Origin of the sequence: Nibricoccus aquaticus, from assembly GCF_002310495.1 — a bacterium.
In the GTDB taxonomy this organism is placed as follows: Bacteria; Verrucomicrobiota; Verrucomicrobiia; order Opitutales; family Opitutaceae; genus Nibricoccus; species Nibricoccus aquaticus.
The window spans coordinates 852,528-879,326 of the sequence record NZ_CP023344.1 but is presented as its reverse complement, the minus strand read 5'-3'; the positions used below and the strand labels follow the sequence as shown (position 1 = coordinate 879,326).

Here is a 26,799-nt window from a genome sequence, read left to right as displayed (position 1 = left end):
GTGTCACTTAATACGTGACACTTTTTTGGGCTGAGTTTTTTGAGGGCGGATGGGGCGATGGAGGGAAGGAGAGGGCGGTGTGGAGCGGGCGCGGGGGTTGAGGGGAGCGGTTTGGGGCTTGAGTGGCGGGGCGGCGCGCGGCGGGATGGGCGCATGATTTTTCGCTGTCAGGCCGGCTTTGAGTTGCTCCTCGAGAAGGAGCTGCGGGTGCATGGGATCGTCGCGGTTGAGCGGGGCGAAGGCTGGCTGCGGGCGAGGACTGAGGCGGGCGGAGCGGAGGGAGCGGGAGCGGGTCCGGGCGGAGCGACGAAGGGGACGTTGCCGGAGCTTTGTTTCGCGCACGCGGTGTTGCTCGATCCGGTGGAGATCGCGGGGGAATCGGTGAATGCGCTGGCGGGAGCGATAGCGGAAAAGTTTTTCGAGTCGGCGCGGACGGAGCGATTTGAGGGCGCGTGGCCGTTAATTTTTGAAGCGGCGAGCGGGCTCGATGGGTTGGGGCGGCGGATGAGCGGGGTGGAGAAGGCGTTCGACGAGTTGCTCAAAAAGAAGATGGGGCGCGTGGCGAAGCTGGCGTCGCCGGAGAAGCCGCGCGGGATCGCGAGGGTGCGCGGGTTGTTTGTGTTTTTCGCGGACTTCAAACGGGTGTTTGTGGCGAGGGAATGCGTATTCGGCGGGCAACGCCGGATGGCGGATGACGAGATGGCTCCGTCGCGTTCGTACCTGAAAGTGGAGGAGGCGTATGTGTTGCTTGGGCGCGAGCCGGATGTGGAGGAAACGGTGGCGGATCTCGGGGCGGCGCCGGGCGGGTGGAGTTATAGCGCGGCGAAGCGGCGGGCGCATGTTGTCGCGGTGGACAACGGGCCTCTGAAGGGTGGTGCGCTGGGCCATGCGCTCATCGAGCATCGGACGGAGGATGCGTTTCGTTTCGAGCCGGGACAGGGGCAGCGGTTTGACTGGTTGTTCTGCGATCTGGTCGAGGAGCCGCATCATGTGATGCGTAATCTGATCGAGCCGTGGATTCTGCGCGGGTGGTGCCGGCGGTTCGTGGTGATTTTGAAATTCGGGCGGGTGGATGCGATCGCGTTGCTCCAAGAGATCACTGCGCCGGGCAGCGTGCTCGCGACGCATACGACGAATCTGCGCATCCGGCATCTTTACCATGACCGTGAGGAATTCACGATCGTAGGCGAGGTGAAGGCATGAAGCCGAAGGAGACTCCTATCTGCGGGCTGGCGGCGGTGAAGGCGAAGTTCGAGCGCGAGCCGGCGTCGATCATCCGGCTGTTTTTCGATTTTCAGACGGGAAAGAAAGTCGGGGCGATCAGCAAGGCGCTGGCGGCGACGCGGCGTGTTTACCGGCAGGTTGAGCCGGCGGAGCTGGAGAAGATCGCGGGGACGATTCATCACGGCGGGATCGTGGCGATCGTGGAGGCGAAGGCATTGCGGTCGCCGCGGGCGCAGGATGTGCAGCACTGGGCGAAGACGCGGGCGCCGCTCGTATTGCTGGATCGCGTGGGGAATGCGCATAATCTCGGCGCGATCGCGCGGACGGCGGCGTTTTTTGGAGTGAAGCACATCATCGTGCCGGAACACGTGCAGCAGGCGTTGCCGGGCGAGGCGGCGCATCGTGTGGCGGAGGGCGGGTTGGATCAGCTGGAGATTTTGACGGTGAAGTCGCTGGCGGAATTTTGCCGGGAGCTGGCGCGTGCGGGCTATGAAGTGGCGGGCACGGCGGTGATCGGCGCGCAGCCGTTGGGAAAAGTTGCGGCGGATCTGGCGGCGTCGCGGAAGCCGGTGGCGATTGTGATGGGTAACGAAGAACACGGGATGGCTCCGGAAGTGGCGAAAACGTGTACGCGATTGGTGACTATTCCGGGGAGCGGGCGGGTGGAGTCGCTGAATGTTTCGGTGGCGGCGGCGGTGTTGATGTGGGAGCTGTTCGCGCGCGCCGGCCGGCCGTTGTAGGAGAAAACCCGGGGCGGAACTCTGCCTAAGCCCGGTGGTCTGGTGGCATGGAATAGGCTAAACTCCCTACACATGAGCGCTGCACCTTTCTCCTCTGAAGATTACGCGGTTTTGCATTTCACGTTAGTTCCTTCGGATGAAGGAAAGCCGATGCAGAAGACTCACTCGTGCGGCGTGTATCGTTCGATCGAGGAGGCGTTCACGTCGGCGCGGTTGCTGGCGGTGCGCGAGTGGCAGCGGTTGCGGGCGATGGCCGCGACGGCGGCGGGCCCGGATGAAAAAGTGACCGGCAGCTGGCACGTGATCGACACGGAGTTCGGCTACGATCTGAAGCGCGACCATCTGGTGGTATCGCGGTTCTGGATTCACACGAAGGCGCAGGCCGGGGTGTGAAGAAATAGAAATGTGGAACTCAGGAAGGCTGGAAATCGGAGAGAAGTCTCTGCGCTTCCTGAATCTATATTTTTCTTCGGCATCGGGCTGATGTCTGGCCGAAAGCGGGATCGACGTTAACGCGGGGTGGGGGCACCCCGTCTACATCACGAGGGGAGATCATGCGCGACGGTGAGGGCACCGCGCCTCCATCGGAAGGGAGGCGGACGAAGCGGAGGTCGTGCTTCAGCTGGGCTGTTACTTAGGCTGGAGCTGGACATCCACCATGAGGTCGGTGGCGATTTTTTCCAGGCCGGTGCGGAGGGAAGCGAGCGAGAGATCGGGCGGGAGTAAAACGGTGGCGCGGGCTTGGAAAAGCATGGAGCCATCCATGGGGGCGCTGATGCGTTCGGAGGCGAGTTCCTCGACGTTGACGCGGTGCGAGGAGAGGACGCCGGAGATTTGAAGGAGGATGCCAGGGCGGTCCTGACCGACGAAGGCGAGTGTGGCGAGCGTGCCGGCGACGGCGGGGCGGTCGGCTTTTTCGATGTGGAGATGGATGCGGAGGCCGTCGGCTTCGAGGCTGCGGAGAGCCTGGGTGAGTTCGTCGATTTTAGCGGGAGGGATTTCAGCGCGGACGATGCCGGTGAATTGTCCGCCGAGGCGGCACATGCGGCTTTCGAGCCAGTTGCCGCCGTGGCGGGCGACCCGGGAAGCGAGGGCCTCGACGATGCCCGGACGATCCGGGCCGATCACGGTCATGACGAGATTGGCGAGCATGGACCGGAACGTGGGCGCGGTGCGGAGCGGCGGCAATCTTGGAGGTGCGGGATTTATGCGGAGGCGGAACCGAGGGGGGCGAAGGAATCGAAAGAAGGACTTTAACCTGGCAGAGCGTATCCGCCAAGGCGGGCGGCTGGATCAGGCGACTTTGGCGCGGAAGGGCGGTGCGGTTTCCATTTCCTCTTCGGCGTTATCGAAGGCGGGGGCAAGGAGGGCGCGGAGGTTGGCGCGGGCGCGTTGGTAAACTTTGTCGCCGGCATAAGTGGTGGCTCCTTCGCAGGCGTCGGCGACGGCGTTTTCAAGCTGGCGCTGGGTGGCGGTGGGGAACTCGAAGCGGAGGCGGTTCACGAGGTGGCGGGTTTCACTTTCGGGCGTTGAGGAGGCGAGGGAAGCCTCGAAGGAGAATCCGTTGCTGTTGCTGGTGGCGGCTTCGTAAAACATGGAAGTAGGTATTGAGTTGTTGATGACGCCTTGGAGTGGCGGTGGAGGAGTCGTGTTCCGTGAATGTGTTTCGCAGCGGCTGTGCCACGGGGCGGGACGGCGGGAGTTTCACGGTGCTATCAACGGGTACTTACGAGGGAGAATGGGTGTGTAACGGGAATTATTTTTATCTGTCGCCGGTTTACGGTGGCGTGCGAAAGGCAGTGCCGCAGGGCGGTGATCTGGGCGAAACGCCTTTGTGAGGCGTGGGAGACAGTGCCTTTTCAGAAAAGTCGGGGCCGTTTGGGTACACGCCGGGCATGATGCCGAGCGCGGACGACACCGAGGTCGTCCCTCCATCGGAGGTGTGGGCACGGAAAACGCCGGCCTTGGGAGGACCGGCGTTCGGGGTTTGAGGACTATTGCGAGTAGGGGAACGAGAAAGATTTCGGAGACCGCACGTGGGCGCGGTCTCGCGAAGTTACCGGTACTCTTCGCCGCTGATGGCGTTCACGATCTTGAAGTTTTCGACGTGGTAGTTGAGGTCTGCGCGGAAGGCCAACTTGACGCCGAAGAGCTTCTCCATGCGGACGAGGAGTTCGGCGTCTTCGCTGCGGAGGCGCTCGAGGATGCTCGGGTGGACGAGCACGCGCAGCGAGTATTCCTTGCCGTCGTTGCGCATCTGGAGGCGGCGGACGATGGAGGACAATTTGCGCTGGAGCTCGACGGACATGGTTGTCGCCGACTTCACGATACCGCGGCCGCGGCAGTACGGGCAGTCGGTGTACAAGTTGGACGAGAGCGACTCCTGCTGGCGCTGGCGGGTCATCTGCATGATGCCGAGCTGGGAGATCGGGAGGATGTGGTTTTTGGCCTTATCCTCGGACATCGCCTCGACCATCTTCTCGTAAACGGAATTCCGGTGGCGGCGCTCCTTCATGTCGATGAAGTCCATGATGATCAGGCCGCCGAGATTGCGGAGGCGGATCTGGCGGGCGATTTCGACGGCGGCCTCGAGGTTAACCGCGTAGATGGTGTTCTTCTCGTCACCACCGCGGTTCTTGTGGGAGCCTGTGTTCACGTCGACGGCGATGAGGGCCTCGGTTTCGTCGATGATGATTTCTCCGCCTGAGGGGAGCGGGACCTTGCGCTGGAAGGTCTGCTCGATCTGGCGCTCGATGTTGAAGCGCTCGAAGATCGGGATGTTGTCCTTGTAGAGGGCGATCTTGGAGGCGGAGCGCTTGGAGATTTGCGCGACGAGTTTTTGCGTGTGGGCGTGGTCCTCGGCGTCGTCGATGAGGACGCGGTCCACTTCCTCGGTGAGGAAGTCGCGGACGGTGCGCTCGACGATGTCGGGCTCCTGGTAGAGGCACGACGGAGCGCGGTCGTCCTGCATCTTTTGCTGGATGCGGGACCAGGTCTTGAGGAGCAGGTGGAGGTCGCGGACGAAGTAGCGGGTCTTTTTGCCTTCACCGGCGGTGCGGACGATCACGCTCATACCCTCGGGGATGGTGAGCTCGTTGATCATCTGCTTGAGGCGGGAGCGCTCCTTGTGGTCCTCGATCTTGCGGGAGATGCCGCATTGATCGGAGTAGGGCATGAGCACGAGGTAACGGCCGGGGATGGCGAGGTTGGTCGTGGTGCGCGGGCCTTTGGTGCCGATGGGGCCTTTCGTCACTTGGATGACGATCTCGGAGCCGGGCGGGTAGAGGCCGGGGATGTCTTTCACTGTCGGCTCGGCTGGGCGGACAGGGGCGTCTTTGCGTTTGTTGACGCGGACGACTTCGACGGAGGAGTCGGCGGCGGCGGGGAGCATGTCCCAGTAGTGGAGGAAGGCGTTCTTGGAGTAGCCGATGTCCACGAAGGCGGCTTTGAGACCGGCATCGAGGTTCTTGATACGGCCTTTGTAGATGCCGCCGACCATGCGGTTGTCGGACTCGCGTTCGATCTCGAACTTTTCGAGGACGCCGTCGACGAGGAGGGCGACGCGTTTTTCGAGGGGCTCGGAGTTGATGATCAGTTCGCGGAAGGAGGTTTTCTCCTTCTTGAACAGGGCGACGATTTTTTGGAGGAAGGGGCGGTCTTTGGACCGTTCCTGGGCGCCGGCTTTGAGTTCGGAGGGATCTACCGGATCGAATTCCTCACCTGGAGGGGGATTGGCGAGTTCTTCGTCATATTGATGTGTAGGGTCATCTGAGGGGGCGCCTGAGGAGGCGGAGTTGGGCTGCGATGGGACGCTCATGGTGCGTGTGTTTGTGTTGTTGGATGGGGCACCGATGCGCGGTAGTTGCAGCGCAGGAGATTCCGGCAGGGCGGTCGTTATCGCGGGAAGTCGTCGTCATGAACGATCCTTCCGGAAGCGATAGACGCTCTGGACCAGTCCTTGCAGCAAGCAGCAACTAAGCAGAAAGGTGCCACCGTAACTGATGAAGGGAAGCGGGATGCCCGTGATGGGCATGAGTCCGATGCACATGGCGATGTTCACGAATATATGCACCGCAAACAGGAGTGTGACGCCGATGGCGATCAGCACGCCCAGCCGGTCTCGGGCGAGACTGGCGATGCGGATGCTATTAAACAGGAGCAGGCCGAAGAGACCGATGAGGGTCAGGCTTCCCAAAAATCCGATTTCCTCGGCGATGACCGGGAAAATAAAGTCGTTGTGCGAGACGCCGGGCGGCAGGTAGCCGAGGCGGGCTTGCATCCCTTGAGTCCAGCCTTTGCCGGTGAGTCCGCCGGAGCCGACGGAGATGAGGGATTGGTTGAGGTTGTAGGCGTCCTTCGTGCCCTTGGGGTCGATGATCGCGGGATCAACGAAGGTGAGGATGCGGTTCCGCTGGTAGTCGTGGAGCGGGATGATGGAGGTCTGCTCGTATTTCCCTTTGTCGCGGAGGAATTCGTAGCCGTTATTTTCCATGTAGCGGACGTAGCTGACGCTGTCGAAGGCGACGACGCCGACGATCAGGACGAACGCTCCGAAGGCGGCCGCGAAAAAGCGCAGCGAGAGCTTCGAAACGTAGAGCATGGAGAAAACCATCGGGGGAATCACAATCGCCGATTTAAGATCGGGTTGCAGCATCACCAAAAAGATGGGGATACCCGCCGCAAGAGCCAATTTGCCGAGTGTGCCGAGAGAGGCGGTGATCGTGCCGACGCGGGCGCGGGTGAGGATGGAGGCCGTCATAAGGAGGACGGCGATTTTGGCGGTTTCGGAGGGTTGGAAGGAGATGGGGCCGAGGTCGATCCAGCGGTCGGCGCCCCATTTGACGGCGGCGGCACCGCCGATGCCGGGGACGATTTTGACGAGGATCAGGGGGACCAGCGCGGCGAGGTAGATCCAGTGGACGATGGTCATCCAGAAGCGGTAATCGACGAGGGAGATGGCGGTGTAGAGACCGGCGCCGACGACGATGAAGAGGATCTGTTTCTGCCAGTCGGTGCCGAGGCGTTCGAGCTGCGCGCTGTAGATGAAGAAGATGCTGATCGTGCAGAGCGCGAGCATGACGAGCGGCGTGATCCAGTCGAAGCGCTCGCGCGTGGTCTTGAAGACGCTGAGCCAGTCGAGGGGAGTGCGGACGTTGATCGCCATGATTTGCGGATGCGCCTCGAAGGCGTGGCGAAAGCGGGGGAGGGTGCAATGACGATGTTGGGCGGAGGGCGGGAAAGCGGCGGGGAGTGGGCGAAGGAGGTCATGGAGCGAGGACGCCGAGGGCATGGAGCTCGGAGACGGAAGAGGGCGCGGGGGAAGAGGTGACCGGCGGATGGAGTTTTTAACCACAGAAGGCACAGAGGGCACAGATGACGGAGGCGGGAAGGTGGGGAATGTGTGGTGAGTTGCCGGTTGCGCGCGGATGGGCGGCTGCGTATGCGGTTTTCCATGCACTCCACTTTGTTCGATCCTGACGCGCTGCCGTTCCGGCGCGCGTTGATTGCGGGGATCGCGTGTGTGGCGGCCGTGGTGGCGGGGGCGATGCTGGCGGACCAGCCGTACCTGATTTTCGCGGGGCTGGCGGGGCTGGTGTATGTGGGGACGTTGACGGTGAACTGCCGCGCGCTGGCGTGGCTGGTGATCGCGTTGCAACCGGCGGCGTTGATCGTGCCGTTTTTCCCGGGGCGGCCGTTTTGGTGGGAGCTGTGCGCGTTGCTGGCGTGGCCGAGTCTGCTGGCTTACGGGTTGGTGAACCGGCGGAAGATCGAGGTGGTGGCGTTTGATCGCGCGGAGCGGTGGGCGCTGGCGGCGCTGGGGGGGTATGTAGCGGTAATTCTTGGAACGATGGCTTACCGCGGGGTTGGGCTGAGAATATTTGGCGGCGAGCAGATGGGCGGGCGCGTGTATGTGCAGCAATTAGTGCTCTCGATTTTGCCGGTGCTGATGCTGCTTGCTGGGTTCAGTCAAAAGCAGCTGCGAATGGCTATGATCACGGGATGGCTTCTGTCGCTCACCTATATCGTTTCGGAACTTACCTTCGCGCGAAGCCAGGATATGGCTCCATTGCTCTATTTTTTTGAACTACCCGTGGACGGATTGAATTTTAGCACTGGCTACGACGCTAGCGGGGTACGCAGGTTCGGATCTCTTGCTGCGGTTGCTGGAGCAGGCCTTTCTCTTTTATGGGTTGCGGCGCCGTTACGGGAACTCCTCGGGCGCTGGTTGCTGGTGACGGGCCCACTTATGGTGGCACTGGTTGGGCTAGGACTAGGGAGTGGCTATCGGAACGTTTTTGCGTCCGCGATTTGCACGCTTTTTTTTCTGGCGTGGGTGCAACGGTTTTGGAACCCGAGCCGGGTTATCTCAATGGTGCTGGTCGGAGCGGTCATGGTGGGCGGGCTTTATTTTTTCGCCAAAGAACTTCCGCTTTCCGTGCAGCGCTCAGTGTCGTTTTTTCCGGGAATCGCCATTTCACCGATTGCCAAGGCGGATGCTGCTACGACTAATTCGGATCGCGTAGAAGTTCTCAAACTAGCGATCGCGGATAGTCCCAAATATTGGCTGTTTGGCCGGGGTTTCGGAATGGATCGTTTCGACCGGTTGCCGGTGGATGACCCAAACGATAGCGTCTCGATGCTCTATTCCCAAGGTATGTTCTACAATGGATTCCTTGGCACGCTGCTGAAGCTGGGTGTTTTCGGGCTGCTGTGCTCGCTGCTCTTCGTCTGGCATGTATCGAAGATAGCTTTGCAGCTGGGCCTGCTTGTCCGTCGTCGGACGCCGAGCGAATGGAGTTTTTTCGACCGAGTCTGCCTGCTTCTATGTGCGCAGTGGTTTGCGGCCGTGCTTTTGTTTTATCTCACCAACGGAGATGTGACGTGGTGGATGCAGTCTTTTGGGCTCTTGGCGGGACTGCTCATGGCGTGCAGGCGGTTGAAGCAGGATGAGGGATTTGTCGTCGATTCTGACGGAGTACCCAAAGCATCGGTGACTGCTTAAGATCTTTGATGATCCGCGATCTCTGGGCTGGCTCTGAACAGATGCCGGTGTGCCAGCGGGCGGTTGAGGAGCCAGGGGAGGAGCGGGGTGAGCATGAGCCAGCGGAGGAACCAGGGTTCGCCGCCGAGGAGGGCGCTGGCGAGGCCGCCGAGGATCAGGATGGCGGCGGCGATGAGGTCGACGGGGCCGCAGGCGCGTTCGCGGTGGGCGGCGAGAAGAAGCGTGTGGAAGAATTGTCCGATGATCACGGCGGCGCCGAAACAGCCGGCGCCCGCGATATAGCCGAGCGCGGGGCGGTAACGTTCGTCGATCAGCGGGCCGATGAGCCAGGGCGTGAGAACGTGGACCGCGGCCACACCGGCGAGCGCGAGCACAGTGTAGGCGAGCGCGGTCAGATCCACACGGCGGGCGAGTGCCCGCCGTTCGGATACGGTGGTGTGCGGCGAGGCGAAGAGGCCGGGCTGGAAGTATTGCATGAAGACCGCGCCGAGCATGGCGGGGGCGATTTGGGCGAGGTTTCCGGCGAGGGTGAAGAAGCCGGCGGTGGTTTCTCCGAAGAAGCCGGCGACGATCCAGCGGTTGATGCCCATGAGCATCCAGCCGGTGAGCGAGAGGATGGCGAAGAAGGCACCGTCGTAGATCGGGGTGATGGCCGGGGCGGTCGATGAGGCGGTCGCTGGGTGGATGGAGCCTCGCACCATCCACAGCGCGGTAAGGGCGAAGAGGAGCGCGTGAAGGCAGAAGCCGAGGTAGAGGCCGAGGGCGTTGTCGAACGCGAGGAAGAGGAGCGGTGGAAGGAAGGTGCGGGTGAGCGAGCCGGTGGCGGAGACGGTGAGATCGGTCCAGTAACGGCGGGCTGCTTGCAGCGCGCTTTGAGCGATGACGCCCAGCGCGATCAAGGCGGATGAAAGGAAGAGTGTGACGGAGAGTGCGGAGGTGTTGAGGGGGTTTTCCCGTTCGATGATACAAGCGGCGGCGAGGGCTGCGGGGGCGAGCCAGAGGAGTTTTTTCGTCCAAGAGTGGACGCAGGTGCGGAGGAGTGCGGCTTGATCGGTGGAGGAGGCCCAGTGTCGGGTGATGAATTTGATGAGACCGGCGTGGACGACCCAGAGACCGAGGGTGGTGAAGGTCAGGAACACGCCGTAGCTGCCGAGCGTGGCGGGAGGAATCCAGTGCGAGACGAGGCGCACGCCGATGAGTCCGCAGAGGAGGCCGATCGCCTGGCTCAGGACGATGGGGAGAAGTCGGTCGCGCGTGCGGGCGAGCAGCGAACTCATGGTGTGCGCGGGGACTGCCCCGCAGTGGGGTTTTCCGAAGGGAGGCGCAGCGCCTGATGGTAGAGCTGGTGATAAGCGCGGGACATGGCGCCAATGCTGAAGTGGGACTGCGCGAAGATTTGAGAGCGTAGGGCGACTTCGCGCCAGTGCGATGGCTGGTCGAGCGCGTGCTGGAGTTTTTCGGCGAAGCTAGTGGAGTCGCCGGGCTTCGCGAGCCACGGATGATCTGCGGGGAAAACGTCGCGGAGGCCCTCGGCGTCGGTGGCGACGACGGGCACTCCGGCGAGCGCAGCTTCAACGGCGACGAGGCCGAGGCCTTCGTAGCGCGAGGGCATGAGGACTAGGTCGTAGCGGGAGAGTTGTTGAGCGAAGTCGCGGGTGGGGGCGCGGAGTTCGAGTGACCAGCCGGCGGGAGAATTTTGGGCGAGTTTGCGCAGGAGCGTTTCGTGCGAGCCGGTGCCGAAGATGACGAGTTGGGCACCGCGCGGCGGTGGTCGGACCTGGGCGAGGATGGCGGGGAGGAGGTCGGTGCCTTTTTGTTCTTCGAGGCGGCCGCCGAAGACGAGTTTCACGGGCTGGGTATCGTCGGAGGAGGGGAGAGGTTGTGGGAAAGAGGGGGAAGGTACGCCGTTGAAGATCGTGATGGCGGCGGGCGGAGCGGGGGCGCGGGATTCTTCGCGCAGGTGTTGGAAGGCGGTGACGCAGCCGGGGGAGACGCCGGCAATGAAGGCGTGGGGAAGGCGGCGGTCGCACCAGCGACCGAGCGCGCGCCAGAACTTCCAGAAGACGGTGTTGTGGATGGTGCGGACGACGGGGATCGCGCGGAGTGCAGGCGAGGCGGTGACCATCGCGGCGTAGGCGGCTTCGGGGATTTCGGTGTGAAGGTGGATGAGGTCGGGGCAGACGCGTTTCACCACGCGGGTGAGGCCGATGCCGCTCGTGATAACGCCGCCGAAGCGCATGGGGACGCGGGCACCGAGGTGGAGAGGGATGCCGAGCGTGTGGACTTCAGCGGCGAGAGAGGAGCCGAGTTCACCGGGTTCGATGCCGCGGACGGCGTAGAGGTGAAAGTCGAAGTCGTGGCGGAGCGCGTCGGTGATGTTGAGTGCCACGCGTTCGGCGCCGCCCAGGGCGAGGTGGGAGACGACCTGCAGGATGCGGGGGCGTCGGGTGGGCGGGGTGGTGGGCATCGGCGGGCGTTGGTTCTGAAACAAAGCCGGGGCGATGGGGCAAGCGTGGGGAGGCTGGCTCACGCAAAGGGGGACTATGCCGGTGGCGCGCAGGCGGCGAGGACTGGCCGGGGAAGTGAGCGATGTCGGGCAGAGCGCCCACTCGCTGGCGCTCGTGGCTACTAGGCGGCGGCGGAGGGGCGGCCGAGGCGGGCGGCGGCGTCGCGTAGTTTTTGGGCAAGCACGGCGGGGACGATCGGCTTGGTGAGGTAGTCGTCCATGCCGCGGCTCAGGCAGAGTTCGCGGTCTTGGACGCTGGCGTGTGCGGTGAGGGCGATGATCTGGGGGCGGGTTTCGGCGGTGAAGCGTTCGTGGATGGCGGCGGTGGCGGCGTAGCCATCCATCTCGGGCATCTGGACGTCCATGAGGACGATGTCGTAGGGCTGGCGGGCGAGGCATTCGAGGGATTCGCGGCCGTTGGCGGCGATGTCGCAGCGGTAGCCCATGAGTTCGAGGAAGCGGGAGGCGACTTTTTGGTTCACGACGTTATCCTCGGTGAGGAGGATGCGGAGGGGGAGTTCGTCGGCGAGGCGGGGGCCGCGGGGGGCGGTGCTTTTCGGAAGGGAGGCGGAGAGCTCGGTGCGGGCGTGGCCGAGGGCGGTGAGGAGGGCGTCGCGCAGGGGGACGAATTTGACGGGTTTGTTGAAGCGGGCGGCGAAGTGGAGCCAGCGGGGGTCGTCGCGGTCGTGCTGGTGGGCGGCGGAGCTGAGGAGGATGAGGGGGAGGTTTTTGTGTGTGGCCAGGGCGTGGATACGGGTGGCGAGGACGAGGCCGTCCATGTCGGGCATCTGCATGTCGAGGATGGCGACGTCGACGGGGCGGCCGGTGTCGAGCCAGTCGAGGGCGGCGGGGCCGGAGGCGACTTCGTGGGGGATCATGCCCCAGCGGAGGGCCTGGACCTGGAGGATGCGGCGGTTGATCTCGCCGTCGTCGATGATGAGGAGGTTTTTGCCTTTGAGGAGGGGGAGGTCGGGAGCCGCGGCGAGGGGTTTTTCGGAAGCGCGGAGGCGGACGGTGAAGAAGAAGGCGGAGCCTTTGCCGGGTTCGCTCTCGACCCAGATGCGACCGCCCATGATTTCGGCGAGGGATTTGGCGATGGCGAGGCCGAGGCCGGTGCCGCCGTAGCGGCGGGACATGGAGGTATCGACCTGGCTGAAGTGTTTGAAGAGGCGGTCGAGGCGTTCGGCGGGGATGCCGATGCCGGTGTCGCGGACTTCGATCTGGAGTTCGTGCCAGGTCTCGGGCGGGGCGGAGGAGCGGGTGGCGGCGGGGCCGATGAGGCGGCTGGAGACGCGGGCGAGGACGGAGCCGTGGGCGGTGAATTTGATGCCGTTGCCGATGAGGTTGACGAGGATCTGGCGGAGGCGGGTGGCGTCGCCGACCAAGTGTAGCGGCGTGGAATCGTGGAGGAGGTAGGCGAGGTCGAGTTTCTTCTCGGCGGCTTTCTGGCTGAAGAGGTCGAGAGTATCCTCGATGCAGGTACGCAGGTCGAAGGGCTGTTCTTCGAGCTCCATTTTCCCGGACTCGATCTTGGAGAAGTCGAGGATGTCGTTAATGACGACGAGGAGGGAGTCGCAGCTCTGGCGGATGGTGTCGGTGAAGCCGCGTTGCTGGTTGTTGAGGGGGGTGTCGAGGAGGAGGCTGGTCATGCCCATGACGCCGTTCATGGGGGTGCGGATCTCGTGGGACATGTTGGCGAGGAACTCGGACTTGGCCTGGGAGGCGGCGTCGGCGGCGTTCTTGGCGGTCTTGAGCTCCTGTTCGACGCGGATGCGTTCCTCGATGTTGGCCTCCAGGCGGGTGTTGGTCTCGGCGAGGTCCTTGGTGCGCTCGCGGACGGTCTCCTCGATGCGTTCGGTGGTGATTTCGGCTTCGGCGCGTTTGACGGCGTATTCGGAGATCAGTTTCCGTGAGCGGCTGGCGGAGTAGATGAGGAAGATGTCTTCGAAGATGACCCAGCCGGCGTGTTCCAGCCAGCGCCAAGGGCTGACGAGCTCGCTGCCGAAGATGGAGATGGGCCAGAAGAGGTCGCGGGCGAGGTGGTCGATGGTGACGACGGCGGAGGCGATGACGATGACGCGCCAGTCGCGGTAGAAGGTGAGGAAGGCGAGGGAGCCGAAGACGTGGAAATGGGTTTCGATGCGGCCGCCGGTGAGGTGGATGAGCAGCGAGGAGGCGAGCATCTGGGCGACGGCGATGACGTAGCGGGTGGAGGCGTGCCCGGAGCGCCAATACGCAAGGGCGGCGGCGGGCAGGGCGATGATGCCGCCGAGGACGATGGCGGCCCAGAGGTGGACGTGGGGCTGGCTCTGCCGGCCGATCCAGGTGAGCGGGGTGAACCAGAGGGCGAGGCCGATGCCGGCGATCCACTGGATGAGGAGGAGGATGGCGAAGGCGCGGTCGGCCTGGCTCCAGAAGCGTTTGAGGAGATCGGCTTCGAGGATGATGGCGCGTTCGCTGACGCGTGGGGAGGGGGCGGGGCCGGCTGCGTTCATGGGTTATGGGGACGCGGCAAAGAGGGCGCAGCCGAAGACGGGCGTGGAGAAGGAGGACGGGGCGGCGGCGGGATAGCGGATGGCGGCGATGATGTGGGCGCGGCCGGGGTTTTCGCCGGGGTGGCCGCGGGAGCCGGTGATGCCGCCTTTGAAGTGGAGGGTGCCGTCGGGGCTGTAGAGGCGGGCTTCGCCGGAGGTGAGGGCGTGGAATTTTTTAAGGATTTCGCCGTCGCGGTCGCGGACGAGGGTGACGCCGGGCATGGTCTGGGCGGTTTTGAAGAGGGCGGAGGCGCTGGCGGGGCGGGCGGGGTCGGCGTCGGTGAAGATGAGGATGGCGCGGAGGTGGGGGGTGGTTTCGGTGAGGATGACGCCGAGCTCGCTCAGGGTGGCTTCGGAGCAGGCGCACTCGGGGTGGAGGGCGAGGACGAGGGTGGCGATGCCGTCGGCGCGGGAGACGCCGGGGTTTTCGGGCCAGGTCTCGGCGGGCTGGCCGGAGGCACCGGGGGAAAAGCTGTATTCGGTGAGCCATTTCGTGCCCCAGATGGCCGCGCCGAGCCAGACGGCGATACCGAGGGCGAGGAGCGGTTTTTTAATGCGGGCGGAAACAGGCATGGTGGAGACGCAGCAGCGGCCAGGTACACAGGAGTGCCTGGATGCGAGCCGCGTCTCATTCATCGGCACCGGGGGCGGGGACTGAAGCGGTCTTAGCGGGCGCGGCCAGGGGAGAAGAGGGCGCGGCGTGAGGGTGGAGGCGTGCGTTTTGCGAGGGAAGGCGGGGGGTGCTAGAATCCAGGGCGGCCGGCGCGGATGCGGGTGGAGAAATCGGGGGAGTCGCCGGCGGCGAGGGCGGAGGGGTTGATGAGGCTGCGGGCTTTTAACTCGGGGAGCGGGAGGGATTGGTCGAGGTAGCCTTGGGCGTAGAGGCGTTGGTCGAGGTGGCCGTTGGCGAGGAGGCGCCAGTCCCAGGGTTCGAAGGCGTGGGCGTTGTTGACGTGCTCACGGATGAGGGTGGAGCAGTTGGTCGTGAATGAGTGGTACCAGGCGGGCTGGGTGCGGAGGCGGTTGGCGGAGGCGAGGTAATCGAGGAAGAGGGCGCGGGTGACTTCGGGCGTGGCGGCGATGCGGAAGAGATAAACCTGATCGGTGGCGGCGTTGAGCGGAGCGCGCAGGCGGACGATGTCGCGCTCGTCGCCGAGGACGTAGAGGAGTTCGTACTGGCGGAAGGCGCCGGCGAGCGGGGAGTAGGATTCGTCGTGTTCGCGGCGGGCCTCGATGGAGGCGCAGACGCGGCCTTCGGGGCCGAAGTCGAAGGTCATCATCGTGTGGCAGATGTGGGGGGAACCCCAATACACCATGTAGAAGTCGAGGTGCTGGAGCGCGGAGAGGTGGAAGATGCGGGATTCCCAGCGCGGGGTGAAATCGGTGGCGGAGCGGCGGTCGGCGTGGCGGAAGTTGTGGATGGTGACGAGGTCGCCGGCGATTTCGGCCCACGGGGTTTTCTCCATGTCGGGCTGCCAGCGGCGGTCGTTGTGCGGGGTGAGGGTGAGCCACCAGAAGAAGACGGGGGCGGCGCAGGTGAGGAGGGCGAAGGCGGGGCCGAAGGGGCGGCGGGCCAGGCGGATGGCGGCGATGAGCGCGATGGCGGCGAGGCCGAGGGCGACGGGCCAGCGGAGGACGGAGATGGGGAACGAGATTACGAGCGCGAGGAAGGCCCAGAGCACGGCGGAGAGCGCGACGAGCCAGGCGAGGAGGGACAGCAGGCGGATGACGAAGCGGCGCGCGCGAGGAGCGGTCAAATTGACGGATGCCGGCTGGTCGGGAGAAGCGGATGAGACTGGGGGAATGGATGGAGAGCTCATCGGAGCTGAAGGGTGAGCGCGACGGGCGAGGTGGCGATTTTTTCGGTGCCGTGTTCGAGGGTGATGAAGAGATAGGCGCGGGCGGGCAGGAGCGCGAGAGTGGCGTGAGCTGCCCGACGAATTATTTCGCGGAGGCGGATGAAACGTTGTCCTACAAAATCGGTGACAAGTGGCGGAGGAGCTCCCAGCCGTAGAGGAGGAATTTTCCGGAGAGGAAAAGCTGCCACGCGCTCTTGAAGAGTGCTGAACATACCGGGTGGGTGTTGTTGCGATTCTCCGAACGGGGCGCCGTGACACGCGATCAGTCCGGTCAGGTCTTCCGGCGCGATGTCGCAGCGAATGAGTAGATGAAGGCAGCGGACTTAAACGTAGAGGCGAGTTCGCGTGCGATTTGAATTTGAGGCGAGTGCCGTGGCGCGAGTCAGTATTTGAAATCCAGTTTGAGCCAGGCGGCGCGGCCGGGTTCCTGGACGCGCGTGGTGGGGGCGGGGAAGCCGGCGACCATGTTGCCGCCGCGGCTGAGGTGCTCGGCGTAGGCGGTGTCGAAAAGATTATCGACGCCGACGGAGAACTGGAGGCGGGCGGTGGGTTTATAGGCGGCGTTGAGCGAGAAGACTTCGAAGGAGTCGGAGGGGCCGAGATCCTGGCCGACGATGTTGCCTTGGTTGAGCGCGTAGCGGGACTGGCGGGCGACAAAGCGGGCGAGAGTGCCGACGCTCCAGCGGGAAGTGGCGTAGGCGAGGCCCAGGCGGGACTCGTGGGGCGGTTGCTGGGCGAGGGGACGGTCGTCGGTGGTGTTGTCGGCGGAGACAGCGGAGAGGGCGGCGTCGAGGGTCCAGTTTTTGGCGAAGGCCCAGGTGGCGGAGGCCTCGCCGCCGAAGGAGCGGGCGTCGATGTTGCGTGCGATGGTGGCGGCGCGCGTGCCCGTCATGCCGGCGGGTTTGCGGATGCCGGAGTCGATGAGGATGAAGTCGTCGATCCGGTTGGCGAATACGGAGAGCGTGACCGTGAACGTGGTGGAAACGCGGCGGGTGAAGCCGGCGTCGAGTTGAGTGGTGCGTTCGGGGAGGGTGTCGAAGGAACTGACGGTGGAGGCGGATTCTTTGCCGAATAATTCCCAGTAGTCGGGGAAGCGTTGCGAGTGGCCGAGACCAACGAAGAAAGAACCGGCGCAGCAGAGGTCGCGTTCGAAGCGGAGGAAGGCGGAGGGGAGAGTGTCGGTGCGCTCGCGACCGGCGGTGGGATTGAGAGCGGTGCTCATCATGCCGGTGGAGACAGTGGAGCGGAAGTCTTCGGCGTGCCAGCGGTCGAGGCGTGCGCCGCCGATGATGCGATCGGAGGGAGTGAGTTCGTAGATGGATTCGGCGAAGAGGCCGGAGACGGAGAAGGCGGCGTCTTTTATCCACGGTTTGGATTCAAAAGGGTCGAGGGTTTCGTTGCTGGTGTTGCGGGCGCGGTGGCGGTTGCTTTGGTGATCGAGGCCGAGGGTGGCGCGGAGGTTTTCGGAGAAGGTGAGTTTGGCGGAGGTGCGCGCGCCGAGGGTGAGGCGGTCGGGATTCGAGGCGGAGGGGGTGGGCATCATCATCGTCGGGGTGAAGGCGCGCTGGGAGTAGTTGTCCATCACGTGATCGACGGCGTTGAAGAAGACGTTGGCCTCGACGGATGAGATGAGACCGGGGAGTTCGCTCTGGCGGAAGCGGAGGCCGAGGTTTTGGCGGGCGAATTTGGCGCCGTCCATCATGCGGTCGGCGTAGGCGGCCTCGCCGTCGCCGAGGGTGCCGGTGAGTTCGACGAGGGTGTTGTCGGAAGGAGTCCAGCCGAGGGCGGCGCGGGTGCTCCAGCGCTCGTAGGCGGAGTGGACGAGGCGGCCCTCGCCGTCTTCGTAGTCGTTGGCGGCGGTGCGGGTGGCGGCGATCTCAACGTAGCCGAGGGGGCGGCCGGCGCGAATTTCGGCGAACTGGTCGTTACGGTCGAAGGAGCCGACGGTGAGCGCGCTGGAGAACTGGACGGAGGGCTCGGTGAAGCGACGCGGGGTGCGTTCGAAGAGGACGACGCCGGCGGAGTGGCCCGCGCCGTGGAGGACGGATTGGGGGCCTTTGAGGACGGTGATGTTGTCGTAGGCGGAAGGGAAGACGTAGGCGGTGGGTGGGTCCATGCGGTTGCCGCAGCCGCCGAGGATGTTTTCGCCGTCGAGCATGATGCCGAGGCGGGAGCCGGCCATGCCGCGAAAGACGGGGTCGCCGCTGGTGCCGCCCTTGCGGATGATGTTGAAGCCGGCGACGCGGCAGAGTGCCTCGGCGCCGTCCTGCGCGGGTATGGGCTGGGCGGGAGCGCGGGGATCGACCTCGACGGCGAGCGGGCGTTCGCTGGGGCGGGCGGTGACGACGATCGGAGCGAGGGCGACGACGAACTCCGGGGACGTATCCGAACTTTGGGCATGGGCCGGGGCGGCGGCGAGCGCGAGCACGCTGAGCGAGACGAGGGCGATGCGACGGAGAGGAGCGGAGCGCCGGGGAGTGTTCATGTCCGCGCAGTCTAGCGGAGGGCGGGACGAAGTGCCTTGACGCGGATCAAGTGAGCGCGGGGATGAGTGAAGGGCTCGGGGGCTTGATGCGGATCAAGGCTGGAGCGGGATCGAACGGGCACACTCGGGTATTTCAATCATGGCCTCTTATTACGGACTGTTCCTCACGATTCATATCCTGTGCGCGATCACGTTTATCGGCGCGGTATTTTTCGAAGTGCTGGTGATCGAGCCGATCGAGAAGCGGTTGCCGCCAGGACTGGCGTGTACGCTGGCGGGGGAGATTCCGAAGCAGGTGCGGACGTTCATGCCGTACGTGGTGGCGCTGTTGTTTCTCACCGGTGGCGCGATGTTCTGGGTACACTTTTCAAACCGGCCGGATTTCGTGAGCAGCCGGTTTGGGATTTTGATGATGATCAAAATGACCCTGGCGTTCGCGGTGCTCGGGGTGTTCCTGGCGTCGCTGAGCGCGGCGAAGCGCGGGAAGATGGATCTGTGCCGGTTTCGTTACACGCACCGGATCGTGGCGGGGCTGATGCTGGCGATCGTGCTGTTCGCGAAAGGCATGTATTACCTGTGAGCGGTGTCTAGCGGCGGGCGAGTTCGGGGTGGCGCTCGATGAAGCGGGCGACGTAGGAGCAGGTGGCCCCGACGTGGAGGTTTTCCCCGGAGGCCCAGGCGAGCGCGGCGCGGACGAGAGCCTCGGCGATGCCGCGACCGCGGAGGGCGGCAGGGACGAGGGTGTGGGTGAAGACCACGGCGTCGCCGGTGAGCGAATATTCGACGACGGAATCGCCCTCCGGCAGGCGGGCGATGAAGCGGGAGGCGGCGGGCTCGTGGGCGATGGTCATGGGCTCAAGGTTGCGCGGCTTTGCGGAGGGCGGCGAGGGTTTCGTCGAGGCTCCAGGCGTTGCCGCGCCAGAGTTCGAGCACGAGGCCGTCGGGACCGATGAGAGCGGTGCAGAGGGTGTGGTCGAGGGTGACGCCATTGCGCTCGGCATACACAGCGAAGGCGCGGGCGAGGGAGTCGATCTGGGATTTTTCGCCGGTGGCGAAGTTCCAGTGGACGGGGTTTGCGCCGACGGCTTTTCCGTAGGCGGCGAGGATGTCGGGGCGGTCGAATTCGGGATCGAGCGTGATGCTCAGCAGGCGGACGCGCGGGGCGAGCGCGGGATCGGCGGCGATGGCTTTTTGGAGAGCGCCGAATTTGAGGGCCATGGCGGGGCAGTATTCGGGGACGGGGCAGCGGGTGAAGATGAAGGTGATGACGGTGAAGCGGTCGTTGAGCGCGGCGTGGGTGAAGGCGTTTCCGTTTTCGTCGAGTAGTGAAAAGGTGGGCACGGTGTCGCCGGACTTGAGACGGCGGGTGCGGTTGCCGGGGGTGGAGTTGGTTTTGACGGCCTCTTTGCCGGTGACGACGAAGCGGTCGGCGACGTCGGTGTCGTCGGACACGCGGTAACGGAAGCGGACGCGGTCACCGGGTTGCAGGGTGGCGGCTTCGCGCGGATCGGCGGGGGTGAAGCGCATGGTCATGGCGGCCATGTAGCCGGGGATTTCCTCGTGCTGGATGACGAGAGCGCCGTCGTCGAGGCGGGCTTTGATGAGGCCGGTGACGGTGAACGTTTTTTCGGTCTCGGCGGAGATCAGAGAAAGGTGCGTGGAGCCGAGGAGAAGAAGGGCGAGCGCGAATGAGCGGAGGTTCATGCGACGAGGGTAAACGGATTTTGTCCGCAGTGCCTTGATCCACATCAAGGCGGGGCGCGCGGTGGCGCGGTACGGTGGGGCGTAAACCATGAAAACTCTATCCTCACTCACCACTCTGGCGGCCGTGCTGGCGGCCTTGTTTCTCGCCGGTTGCGGCAAAAAAGATCCGAGCGGAGCGGCAGCTCCCTCCGCACCCGCAGTCGCGGCGCGCGCGGTGCCGACGGAAGGTCGCACGGTCGAAGTCGTTGGCAACGACTCGATGAAATTCAACGTCACCGAGATCCGCGTGAAGGCGGGCGAGGCGATCGCGCTGACGCTGAAAAACGCGGGGACGATGCCGAAGTTTTCGATGGGTCATAATCTGGTGCTGATCGAGAACGGGGTGAAGTTATCGGACTTCACGAGCGACGCTTCGCAGGCGGTGAAGGCGGATTATGTGCCTGCGAAGTACGCAGCCAAGATCATCGCGCACACCAAGCTGCTCGGGCCAGGCGAGAGCGACACGGTCCTTTTCTACGCGCCGAAACAGGTCGGGCGCTACGACTTCCTTTGCACGTTCCCCGGTCACTTCCAGGTCGGGATGAAGGGCGTGCTGATCGTCGATTAACCCACGAACACTACCCACACATGAAAAAATCCCTCCTCATCTCGGCCACGCTGGCGACGGCGCTGCTGCCGTTTTCCGGCTGCAATCCGCCGGGACAGAAATCCGCCGGCGAAACCAAAACCGCGAGCGCCGGAACTCCGGCCGCGCGCACGTATGTGGCTCCTGGCGACAAGGACGAGTACTACCTGTTTTATTCAGGCGGCCACTCGGGCCAGGTATATGTCGCGGGCATTCCCTCGATGCGGCATATCTCAACCATCCCCGTCTTCGCTCCTTATCCGGCGACCGGCTATGGCTTCGACGAAGAGAGCAAGAAGATGCTCGGCGACTATTCGTGGGGAGATGTCCACCACCCGGGGCTTTCGAAGAAGGACGGCGTCTACGACGGGCGTTTTCTCTTCGTGAACGACAATGCGAACAATCGCGTGGCGCGGATCAGCCTGAGCGATTTCAAGACGCACCAGATCCTCGGACCGATTCCGAACTCCTCGGGCAATCACGGCTCGTCGTTCGTGACGGACAACACCGAGTATGTGCTGGTCGCGAGCCGGTTTTCGGTACCGCTGCCGAAGGGGCGCTACGCCGACCCGAAGGATTACGAGAAGGAGTTCAACGGCATGTTGAGCGGCATCAAAGTCGATCCGCAGTCGGGCGAGATGTCGGTGGGCTGGCAGATCCTGACGCCCCCGTTTGACTGGGATCTCGGCTCGACGGGCAAGGGCCCGAGCGAAGGCTGGGCGTTCTGGACTTCGTACAACACGGAGATGGCGCACGAGACGCTTGAGGCGACATCGACGCAGGGTGAGCGCGACTACGCGGCGGTGGTGAACTGGCGCGCGGCCGAAGCGGCGGTGAAGGAGGGCAAAGCGACGATGCTGGATGGCGTGCCGGTGATCGATCCGGCGAAAGTGCCGGGCGTGCTCTACTTCATGCCGGTGCCGAAATCGCCGCACGGCATCGATACCGATCCGTCGGGTCGCTGGATCGCGGCGGGTGGCAAGCTGCAGCCGGTGGCCTCGGTTTTCGATTTTGAAAAGATCATGGCGGCGATCGCGAAGAAGGATTTCGAGAGCGAGTTTCGCGGCGTGCCGGTGATCCGCTACGAGTCGGTGCTCGAAGGCTCGGTGCCGGTGGGGCTCGGACCGTTGCACACGCAGTTCGACGGACGGGGCAACGCGTACACCTCGCTCTATATCGAGTCGGTCGTGGCGAAGTGGAAACTGCCTCCGTGGACCGCCGAAGAGAAAGCGGATCTCAACAAGGTCATTCTCGATAAGATCGATGTTCACTATAACATCGGCCACTTGGTGCTGGGCGGTGGCGACACGAAGAAGCCTTACGGCGATTATCTGGTGGCGATGAACAAGCTCTCGAAGGGGCGGCACCTCTCGGTCGGTCCCTCGCAGCCGGAGTCGAGCCAGTTGATCGATGTGACCGGCCAGAAGATGGCTATGCTCTACGAAGCGTTCACCGAGCCGGAGCCGCACTTCGCGCAGATCATCAAGGCGGACACGGTCAATGCGATCGAGGTGTATCCGAAAGCCGATAACAAGCACCCGCACGCCGTGTGGGAGGCGAAAGACACCGGGGTCGTGCGCAATGGAAACAAGGTCGAGGTGAAGATGATCGCGATCCGCAGCCGCTTCATCCCCGACCGCATCGACACGCAGGAAGGCGACGAGCTCACGATCCATATCACCAACGTCGAGCAGACGACGGACATGATCCACGGCATCGGCATCATCGAGCAGAACATGAACGTGGTCATCGATCCGGGAGAAACTAAGACGCTCAAGGTGACGATGACGAAGACGGGCGTGTTTCCGTTTTACTGCACGAACTTCTGTTCCGCGCTGCACCAGGAGATGCAGGGCTATCTCACCGTGAAACCCGCTCCGACGGCGGAGACGGCGGCGAAATGATCCGTTCCACCTGACACCTAAAACCGAGGGCGCGCGGTCCGCCGCGTGCGACGCGCGCCCTTTCATTTTTCAAAACACAGCCATGCACAACTTCCTCCGCCGAGAAATCCTCTTCCTGCGCCGCCCGTTGAACCTGACGTCGCGTGTGTTGCTGTTGCTGGCGGCGGGCGCGCTGGCGGCGGCGATTTTTCTGCCGCTGTGGAAGATCCATCTGGTGGCGCCGCAGTACCGGGAGGGACTGGCGCTGGATATTTTCAGCCACAAGCTGGTCGGTGGAAACGGCGGGCAGGATCTGCACGAGATCAACACGCTCAATCACTACATCGGGATGAAGACGCTTTCGCAGGCGGACTTCGCGGAGATGACCTGGATGCCGTTTGCGCTGGGAGGATTCTGCCTGCTGGCGCTGCGCGCGGCGGTGATCGGACGCATGGCGAGCATCGTCGATCTGGGCGTGCTGTTTCTGTATTTCACGGCGTTCTCACTGGGAAATTTCTATTACCGGCTGCACACGTACGGGCATACGCTCGATCCGCGCGCGCCGATGACGATCGAGCCGTTCACGCCGGTGATGCTCGGGAGCCAGAAGATCGCGAATTTCGTGCAGACGAGTCTGCCCCAGAGCGGCGGATACATGCTGGCGGTTTTTATCGCGCTGCTGTTTGCGGCGGCGTGGTGCTCGCGAAAGGAGCTGCCATGAAACGCGGCGGGGCGTTTGGAGCGTTTTTCCTGAGCTCGCTGATCGCGGGGCTGGCGATGGCGTCTCCGGTGGATGCGCGTCTGGGCGATGCGTTGCGCGCGCGGCTGGCGGAGGCAGGTGAAGGGGCGACGGTGGTGGTCGAGGCGGGCGATTACGCCGGGCCGCTGGCGATTTCGAAAGCGGTGCGGTTGGTGGGACGGCCGGGGGCGACGTTGTGGGGCGACGAGAAGACGCACGTGGTGACGATCACGGCGGCGGATGTGGAGATCAGCGGGTTCACGATTCGCGGCTCGGGGCGCGATCTCGGCAAAGACCAGGCGGCGATTCACACGACGGGCGCGCGGACGTTTATCCATGGGAACCGCATCACCGACAGTCTGCACGGCATCTATGTGCGGCGGGCGAACGACTGCACGATCGTGAACAACATCATCCTGGGCGATGGTGCGGTGGCGGAGGCGGTCGCCGATCCGCTGAGCGGCGGGCTCAAGCCAGGGGAGAGCGAGCTGTGCGATGTGGAGTCGCCGCAGGACCGGCGTGGCAACGGCATCCATCTGTGGAATTCGGCGGGGCATGTGATCACGGGCAACACGATCATGGGGACTCGTGACGGGATTTATTTTTCGTTCACGGATGGAACGACGGTGCGGGATAACACGATCACGAAGGTGCGCTACGGGCTGCATTACATGTACTCGGATGAGAACACGTTTGAGGGGAATCTGTTTTCGGAAAACGCGGCGGGGTCGGCGTTGATGTACTCCAAAGGAATCGTGCTGCGGGGGAACCGTTTCGTCGCGAACCGGAGCCATCGGGCATATGGGATTTTGTTTCAGTCGGTGGACGACACGCGGGTGGAGGAAAACCTGATCGAGGGAAACACGCTGGGGTTTTATCTGGAGAACTCGAACAACGTGACGGTGCGCGGGAATCGCGTGGTGGGAAACTACATCGGGCTGCGGGTGAGCGACAGCACGGCGGGCGGGCGCTTTCACGAGAATGTGTTTTTCGGAAACATCCATCCGGTGGAGACGAGCGGGGCGAATCAGGCGAACGCGTGGACGGTGGATGGGCGGGGGAATTACTGGGAAGGCGCGCTGACGCTCGACCTGAATCGCGACGGGATCGCGGACCTGCCGCATCGCGAGCCGGATCTGTTTGGCGGATGGCGGCGGAGTTTTCCGGCGGTGGGGCTGCTCTCGGCGAGTCCCGGGGAAAAGTTATTGAGGCTGATTCACAGCCGGATCGCGTTGCCGTCGCTTCCAGGCGTCACGGACACGCGGCCGCTGATAACGACGAGGAAAACACCATGATCCTGGCTCACGAACTGACGAAATCTTTTGGCGCGCGGCGGGTGCTGCGCGGGCTCGATCTGGCGGTGGAGCCGGGGGCGATCACGCTGATGGTGGGCGCGAATGGCGCGGGGAAGACGACGACGCTGCGCATCCTGGCCGGGCTGGCGCGCGCGGATGGCGGCACGGTGACGATCTGCGGGCACGATCTGGAGAAGGCGCGGGGAGCGGCGCTGGCGCGGATGAGTTTCCTGCCGCAGGCGCCGCGGTTTCATCCGCGGCTGACGACGGGACAGACGGCGCGTTTTTATGGAGAGCTGCGCGGACGGACGCGGCGCGATGTGGACGCGGGGCTCGATGCGTGGGGCGTGCTGGAGTTTGCGGATGTGCCGACGGGAAAACTTTCGGGCGGGCTGAGGCAGCGGCTGGCGCTGGCGGTTTTCGCGCTGGCGGATGCGCCGGTGCTGATGCTGGACGAGCCGGGGCTGAGCCTCGATCCGCAGTGGCGGCGGAGTTTGCAGGATTTTCTGGTGAACGAGGCGGAGCGGGGGCGGACGATCCTCCTGGCGACGCATTTGCTCGGCGAGTGGGAGGGGAAGGCGGATCGCTGTCTGCTGGTCGAGCACGGCCGCTCGCAGGGGGAACTGCCGCCGGACAGGATTCGGGATTGTTTCCCCCGTTTGGAGCGGGATGCGGTGCCGTCCGTCTGAACGGCGCGGAGAACTTTTTATGAATGCTGTATCCGAAGTTCACATGCTACCGAGCGTGAAAGGTGTGGTGAGCGCGGCGTTGAGGCGCGAGTGGCTGAGCCACCGGCTGAACCGGTTTCTCTATGCGCATATCGCGCTGGTGCTGGTCATCGGTGCGCTGCCGCTGTTGACGCCGGGAGACGGGTTTTCGCGAGGGGCGGCGTGGTGGTTGTTGCACGGCGTGTTGTACGCGGTGTCGCTCTCGGCGCTGCTGCTTGGACTGAGTTCGGCGCACGCGGAGGCGGAGGAGCATGTGTGGATCATGGGGCAGCCGGGCGGGATCGGGCCGTGGCTGACGGGGAAGGCGGCGGGGCTGGTGATGTTGACGGGAGGATCGACGGCGTTGATCGGCGGGCCGGCGCTGGCGATGGGCGGGGCGTCGCGTGAGCTGGCGGTTGCAATGAGCGGGGCGGTGGGTGTGGCGGTGGTGTGCGCTCTGGCTGGATTTGCGCTGGGATTCTGGGTGCGCGATGGCGTGCGGGGGCTGATCGCGGCGGTGGCGGTGTGGTTCGCGATGTTGTTTGGCGTGGATCTGCTGCTGCTGGCGGTGGCGGGCTCGCCGTGGGTGCAGGCGCATCCGGATGCGTGGATCGCGGTGTTGATGGCGAACCCGCTCGATGCGTTTCGGATCACGGTGCTGTTTTCGGTGGAGCGGGCGGCGTTCAGCGGATTGGGCGCGGGTGCGCTGACGAACTGGTGGGCGGCGAACGCGGTGGGGTGGCTCGGCGGATTGTGCCTCGCGTGGGTGGCGATCGGCGGCGTGATCGCCTGGCTGGGGCTGCGCCGGAGGACGGATGATCTGTGACGATGGGGAGGAGGAGGGCGCGGCGTCAGACTTGATCAAATCCGAAGGAGAGAGTGCCGGTGGGGCTCGGGGCTTTACGGAAATTTCCTCCTGCCGGGAAAATGGGGCGGCCAACGGGATTCGAACCAATTCTGGTCGCTGAAGCTAAGTCGCTCAAATACGCGGACTTAATTATAGGTTAATGGTTTAGGACGTGCAGAGAAAAGCATCCAGATTCTGAAAAGTGAAGCCAAAAGCAGGGTTTTGGGCAACCTTTGGGCAACCTATATTTCGGTAATCATAATATGAATACATAATAGATTTTGATTGAGGTATGGAGCTTTCGTTCCGCGGACCAATTGCTCATAGTGATCGCGAGATCGCCAGGTGCATGTCGAAAATTTTCTGCCCCATCTCATCCCACGTCTTTGTTAGTTCATGGGCCTTGGCTGATTCGGGCTTCGCCTGAACTCTGTTAATGCGCTTAAGAAGTGTCCGCGCCAACCGGATGTGCACGAAAGCCGGTGTGTATTTGAATTTTGGTTCTAAACGATCCAGTAAAGCCAGCAATGTCTCCGCGTCTCTTTTTCGAAACGCCTGATTTATCATCTCAGGTTCGACGTCATCGTCGGGCATTCCCACAACGAGGCCGAGAATGGGAACCAAACCAAGTGCCAACGTCTGCTAGGA

At 63.8% G+C, this 26,799-nt stretch carries 25 protein-coding genes; 11 read left to right on the top strand and 14 right to left on the bottom strand.

Annotation, left to right across the window (positions count from 1 at the left end):
• Nucleotides 1–153: 153 nt before the first annotated feature.
• The 3 genes from CMV30_RS03905 to CMV30_RS03895 all read left to right on the top strand — a co-directional run bounded on the left by CMV30_RS03905 (nt 154) and on the right by CMV30_RS03895 (nt 2,357).
• Nucleotides 154–1,203, top strand: coding sequence for an SAM-dependent methyltransferase (locus CMV30_RS03905; protein ID WP_096057603.1), 1,050 nt, complete (start codon nt 154–156; stop codon nt 1,201–1,203).
• Complete coding sequence (locus tag CMV30_RS03900) at nt 1,200–1,964, top strand: TrmH family RNA methyltransferase (protein WP_096054800.1); 765 nt, start codon at nt 1,200–1,202, stop codon at nt 1,962–1,964. Before CMV30_RS03905 ends, CMV30_RS03900 begins: the two co-directional genes overlap by 4 nt.
• A 72-nt stretch (nt 1,965–2,036) precedes the next feature.
• The gene (locus tag CMV30_RS03895; RefSeq protein WP_096054799.1) at nt 2,037–2,357 is read left to right on the top strand and encodes a hypothetical protein; all 321 of its coding nucleotides are present in this window, start codon (nt 2,037–2,039) and stop codon (nt 2,355–2,357) included.
• 237 nt (nt 2,358–2,594) lie between these two features.
• Here the strand turns inward: CMV30_RS03895 and CMV30_RS03890 are convergent, their stop codons facing one another.
• The 4 genes from CMV30_RS03890 to CMV30_RS03875 all read right to left on the bottom strand — a co-directional run bounded on the left by CMV30_RS03890 (nt 2,595) and on the right by CMV30_RS03875 (nt 7,254).
• Complete coding sequence (locus CMV30_RS03890; RefSeq protein WP_096057602.1) at nt 2,595–3,116, bottom strand: glycine cleavage system transcriptional repressor; 522 nt, start codon at nt 3,114–3,116, stop codon at nt 2,595–2,597.
• A 141-nt stretch (nt 3,117–3,257) separates the two neighbouring features.
• Entirely contained in the window at nt 3,258–3,560 is a 303-nt protein-coding gene (locus CMV30_RS03885) for a hypothetical protein (RefSeq protein ID WP_096054798.1), read from the bottom strand.
• A gap of 460 nt (nt 3,561–4,020) precedes the next feature.
• Nucleotides 4,021–5,781, bottom strand: coding sequence for an Rne/Rng family ribonuclease (locus CMV30_RS03880; RefSeq protein ID WP_096054797.1), 1,761 nt, complete (start codon nt 5,779–5,781; stop codon nt 4,021–4,023).
• Nucleotides 5,782–5,877: 96 nt separating this feature from the next.
• Nucleotides 5,878–7,254, bottom strand: coding sequence for an FtsW/RodA/SpoVE family cell cycle protein (locus CMV30_RS03875; protein WP_245844394.1), 1,377 nt, complete (start codon nt 7,252–7,254; stop codon nt 5,878–5,880).
• A 174-nt stretch (nt 7,255–7,428) separates the two neighbouring features.
• Here CMV30_RS03875 and CMV30_RS03870 point away from each other — a divergent pair, with 174 nt between their 5' ends.
• Entirely contained in the window at nt 7,429–8,967 is a 1,539-nt protein-coding gene (locus CMV30_RS03870) for an O-antigen ligase family protein (protein ID WP_138223111.1), read from the top strand.
• On the opposite strand, the gene CMV30_RS03865 is transcribed toward CMV30_RS03870, so the two are convergent.
• The 7 genes from CMV30_RS03865 to CMV30_RS03835 all read right to left on the bottom strand — a co-directional run bounded on the left by CMV30_RS03865 (nt 8,964) and on the right by CMV30_RS03835 (nt 18,351).
• Nucleotides 8,964–10,244, bottom strand: coding sequence for a lipopolysaccharide biosynthesis protein (locus CMV30_RS03865; RefSeq protein ID WP_096054795.1), 1,281 nt, complete (start codon nt 10,242–10,244; stop codon nt 8,964–8,966). The genes CMV30_RS03870 and CMV30_RS03865 overlap by 4 nt on opposite strands.
• A complete protein-coding gene (locus CMV30_RS03860) occupies nt 10,241–11,434 on the bottom strand; it encodes a glycosyltransferase family 4 protein (RefSeq protein WP_096054794.1) in 1,194 nt (397 codons plus the stop codon). The genes CMV30_RS03865 and CMV30_RS03860 overlap by 4 nt, the downstream gene beginning before the upstream one ends.
• Before the next feature lie 161 nt (nt 11,435–11,595).
• Nucleotides 11,596–13,968, bottom strand: coding sequence for a response regulator (locus CMV30_RS03855; RefSeq protein ID WP_096054793.1), 2,373 nt, complete (start codon nt 13,966–13,968; stop codon nt 11,596–11,598).
• A 3-nt stretch (nt 13,969–13,971) separates the two neighbouring features.
• Nucleotides 13,972–14,580 (bottom strand): hypothetical protein, encoded by a 609-nt coding sequence (locus CMV30_RS03850; protein ID WP_096054792.1) that lies wholly within the window; start codon nt 14,578–14,580, stop codon nt 13,972–13,974.
• Between the two features lie 170 nt (nt 14,581–14,750).
• Complete coding sequence (locus tag CMV30_RS03845) at nt 14,751–15,827, bottom strand: Lnb N-terminal periplasmic domain-containing protein (RefSeq protein WP_096054791.1); 1,077 nt, start codon at nt 15,825–15,827, stop codon at nt 14,751–14,753.
• Nucleotides 15,824–16,054, bottom strand: a complete 231-nt coding sequence (locus CMV30_RS03840) for a hypothetical protein (RefSeq protein ID WP_138223110.1) — start codon at nt 16,052–16,054, stop codon at nt 15,824–15,826. The genes CMV30_RS03845 and CMV30_RS03840 overlap by 4 nt, the downstream gene beginning before the upstream one ends.
• Before the next feature lie 194 nt (nt 16,055–16,248).
• Nucleotides 16,249–18,351 (bottom strand): TonB-dependent copper receptor, encoded by a 2,103-nt coding sequence (locus tag CMV30_RS03835; protein ID WP_096054789.1) that lies wholly within the window; start codon nt 18,349–18,351, stop codon nt 16,249–16,251.
• A 139-nt stretch (nt 18,352–18,490) separates the two neighbouring features.
• Here CMV30_RS03835 and CMV30_RS03830 point away from each other — a divergent pair, with 139 nt between their 5' ends.
• Entirely contained in the window at nt 18,491–18,931 is a 441-nt protein-coding gene (locus CMV30_RS03830; RefSeq protein WP_096054788.1) for a CopD family copper resistance protein, read from the top strand.
• A 7-nt stretch (nt 18,932–18,938) separates the two neighbouring features.
• Here CMV30_RS03830 and CMV30_RS03825 read toward each other — a convergent pair whose 3' ends face one another.
• Both CMV30_RS03825 and CMV30_RS03820 read right to left on the bottom strand, forming a co-directional pair.
• The gene (locus tag CMV30_RS03825) at nt 18,939–19,202 is read right to left on the bottom strand and encodes a GNAT family N-acetyltransferase (protein ID WP_096054787.1); all 264 of its coding nucleotides are present in this window, start codon (nt 19,200–19,202) and stop codon (nt 18,939–18,941) included.
• 4 nt (nt 19,203–19,206) lie between these two features.
• Entirely contained in the window at nt 19,207–20,055 is an 849-nt protein-coding gene (locus CMV30_RS03820; RefSeq protein WP_175414722.1) for an SCO family protein, read from the bottom strand.
• A gap of 88 nt (nt 20,056–20,143) precedes the next feature.
• Here CMV30_RS03820 and CMV30_RS03815 point away from each other — a divergent pair, with 88 nt between their 5' ends.
• From CMV30_RS03815 to CMV30_RS03790, 6 genes are all read left to right on the top strand, one after another.
• The gene (locus tag CMV30_RS03815) at nt 20,144–20,662 is read left to right on the top strand and encodes a plastocyanin/azurin family copper-binding protein (RefSeq protein ID WP_096054785.1); all 519 of its coding nucleotides are present in this window, start codon (nt 20,144–20,146) and stop codon (nt 20,660–20,662) included.
• A 20-nt stretch (nt 20,663–20,682) separates the two neighbouring features.
• Nucleotides 20,683–22,584: a Sec-dependent nitrous-oxide reductase gene (gene nosZ / locus CMV30_RS03810; RefSeq protein WP_096054784.1), complete on the top strand. Its 1,902-nt coding sequence runs from the start codon at nt 20,683–20,685 to the stop codon at nt 22,582–22,584.
• 82 nt (nt 22,585–22,666) lie between these two features.
• Nucleotides 22,667–23,284, top strand: coding sequence for a hypothetical protein (locus CMV30_RS03805; protein WP_096054783.1), 618 nt, complete (start codon nt 22,667–22,669; stop codon nt 23,282–23,284).
• Complete coding sequence (locus tag CMV30_RS03800) at nt 23,281–24,597, top strand: right-handed parallel beta-helix repeat-containing protein (RefSeq protein WP_096054782.1); 1,317 nt, start codon at nt 23,281–23,283, stop codon at nt 24,595–24,597. The genes CMV30_RS03805 and CMV30_RS03800 overlap by 4 nt, the downstream gene beginning before the upstream one ends.
• Nucleotides 24,594–25,286 (top strand): ABC transporter ATP-binding protein, encoded by a 693-nt coding sequence (locus tag CMV30_RS03795; RefSeq protein ID WP_096054781.1) that lies wholly within the window; start codon nt 24,594–24,596, stop codon nt 25,284–25,286. Before CMV30_RS03800 ends, CMV30_RS03795 begins: the two co-directional genes overlap by 4 nt.
• Before the next feature lie 19 nt (nt 25,287–25,305).
• Nucleotides 25,306–26,130, top strand: coding sequence for a hypothetical protein (locus tag CMV30_RS03790; protein ID WP_096054780.1), 825 nt, complete (start codon nt 25,306–25,308; stop codon nt 26,128–26,130).
• A 342-nt stretch (nt 26,131–26,472) separates the two neighbouring features.
• Here CMV30_RS03790 and CMV30_RS03785 read toward each other — a convergent pair whose 3' ends face one another.
• Nucleotides 26,473–26,745, bottom strand: coding sequence for a hypothetical protein (locus tag CMV30_RS03785; protein ID WP_138223109.1), 273 nt, complete (start codon nt 26,743–26,745; stop codon nt 26,473–26,475).
• Between the last annotated feature and the right edge of the window lie 54 nt (nt 26,746–26,799).

What these genes read in the sequence shown, in the direction of transcription:
- CMV30_RS03830 (WP_096054788.1), top strand. Translation starts at nt 18,491, where the DNA reads ATGGCCTCTTATTACGGACTGTTCCTCACGATTCATATCCTGTGCGCG.
- CMV30_RS03900 (WP_096054800.1), top strand. Translation starts at nt 1,200, where the DNA reads ATGAAGCCGAAGGAGACTCCTATCTGCGGGCTGGCGGCGGTGAAGGCG.
- CMV30_RS03825 (WP_096054787.1), bottom strand. Translation starts at nt 19,202, where the DNA reads ATGACCATCGCCCACGAGCCCGCCGCCTCCCGCTTCATCGCCCGCCTG.
- CMV30_RS03885 (WP_096054798.1), bottom strand. Translation starts at nt 3,560, where the DNA reads ATGTTTTACGAAGCCGCCACCAGCAACAGCAACGGATTCTCCTTCGAG.
- nosZ (WP_096054784.1), top strand. Translation starts at nt 20,683, where the DNA reads ATGAAAAAATCCCTCCTCATCTCGGCCACGCTGGCGACGGCGCTGCTG.
- CMV30_RS03860 (WP_096054794.1), bottom strand. Translation starts at nt 11,434, where the DNA reads ATGCCCACCACCCCGCCCACCCGACGCCCCCGCATCCTGCAGGTCGTC.
- CMV30_RS03880 (WP_096054797.1), bottom strand. Translation starts at nt 5,781, where the DNA reads ATGAGCGTCCCATCGCAGCCCAACTCCGCCTCCTCAGGCGCCCCCTCA.
- CMV30_RS03795 (WP_096054781.1), top strand. Translation starts at nt 24,594, where the DNA reads ATGATCCTGGCTCACGAACTGACGAAATCTTTTGGCGCGCGGCGGGTG.
- CMV30_RS03905 (WP_096057603.1), top strand. Translation starts at nt 154, where the DNA reads ATGATTTTTCGCTGTCAGGCCGGCTTTGAGTTGCTCCTCGAGAAGGAG.
- CMV30_RS03890 (WP_096057602.1), bottom strand. Translation starts at nt 3,116, where the DNA reads ATGCTCGCCAATCTCGTCATGACCGTGATCGGCCCGGATCGTCCGGGC.
- CMV30_RS03790 (WP_096054780.1), top strand. Translation starts at nt 25,306, where the DNA reads ATGAATGCTGTATCCGAAGTTCACATGCTACCGAGCGTGAAAGGTGTG.
- CMV30_RS03815 (WP_096054785.1), top strand. Translation starts at nt 20,144, where the DNA reads ATGAAAACTCTATCCTCACTCACCACTCTGGCGGCCGTGCTGGCGGCC.
- CMV30_RS03875 (WP_245844394.1), bottom strand. Translation starts at nt 7,254, where the DNA reads ATGCCCTCGGCGTCCTCGCTCCATGACCTCCTTCGCCCACTCCCCGCC.
- CMV30_RS03805 (WP_096054783.1), top strand. Translation starts at nt 22,667, where the DNA reads ATGCACAACTTCCTCCGCCGAGAAATCCTCTTCCTGCGCCGCCCGTTG.
- CMV30_RS03845 (WP_096054791.1), bottom strand. Translation starts at nt 15,827, where the DNA reads ATGAGCTCTCCATCCATTCCCCCAGTCTCATCCGCTTCTCCCGACCAG.
- CMV30_RS03820 (WP_175414722.1), bottom strand. Translation starts at nt 20,055, where the DNA reads ATGAACCTCCGCTCATTCGCGCTCGCCCTTCTTCTCCTCGGCTCCACG.
- CMV30_RS03855 (WP_096054793.1), bottom strand. Translation starts at nt 13,968, where the DNA reads ATGAACGCAGCCGGCCCCGCCCCCTCCCCACGCGTCAGCGAACGCGCC.
- CMV30_RS03835 (WP_096054789.1), bottom strand. Translation starts at nt 18,351, where the DNA reads ATGAACACTCCCCGGCGCTCCGCTCCTCTCCGTCGCATCGCCCTCGTC.
- CMV30_RS03800 (WP_096054782.1), top strand. Translation starts at nt 23,281, where the DNA reads ATGAAACGCGGCGGGGCGTTTGGAGCGTTTTTCCTGAGCTCGCTGATC.
- CMV30_RS03850 (WP_096054792.1), bottom strand. Translation starts at nt 14,580, where the DNA reads ATGCCTGTTTCCGCCCGCATTAAAAAACCGCTCCTCGCCCTCGGTATC.
- CMV30_RS03865 (WP_096054795.1), bottom strand. Translation starts at nt 10,244, where the DNA reads ATGAGTTCGCTGCTCGCCCGCACGCGCGACCGACTTCTCCCCATCGTC.
- CMV30_RS03785 (WP_138223109.1), bottom strand. Translation starts at nt 26,745, where the DNA reads ATGCCCGACGATGACGTCGAACCTGAGATGATAAATCAGGCGTTTCGA.
- CMV30_RS03895 (WP_096054799.1), top strand. Translation starts at nt 2,037, where the DNA reads ATGAGCGCTGCACCTTTCTCCTCTGAAGATTACGCGGTTTTGCATTTC.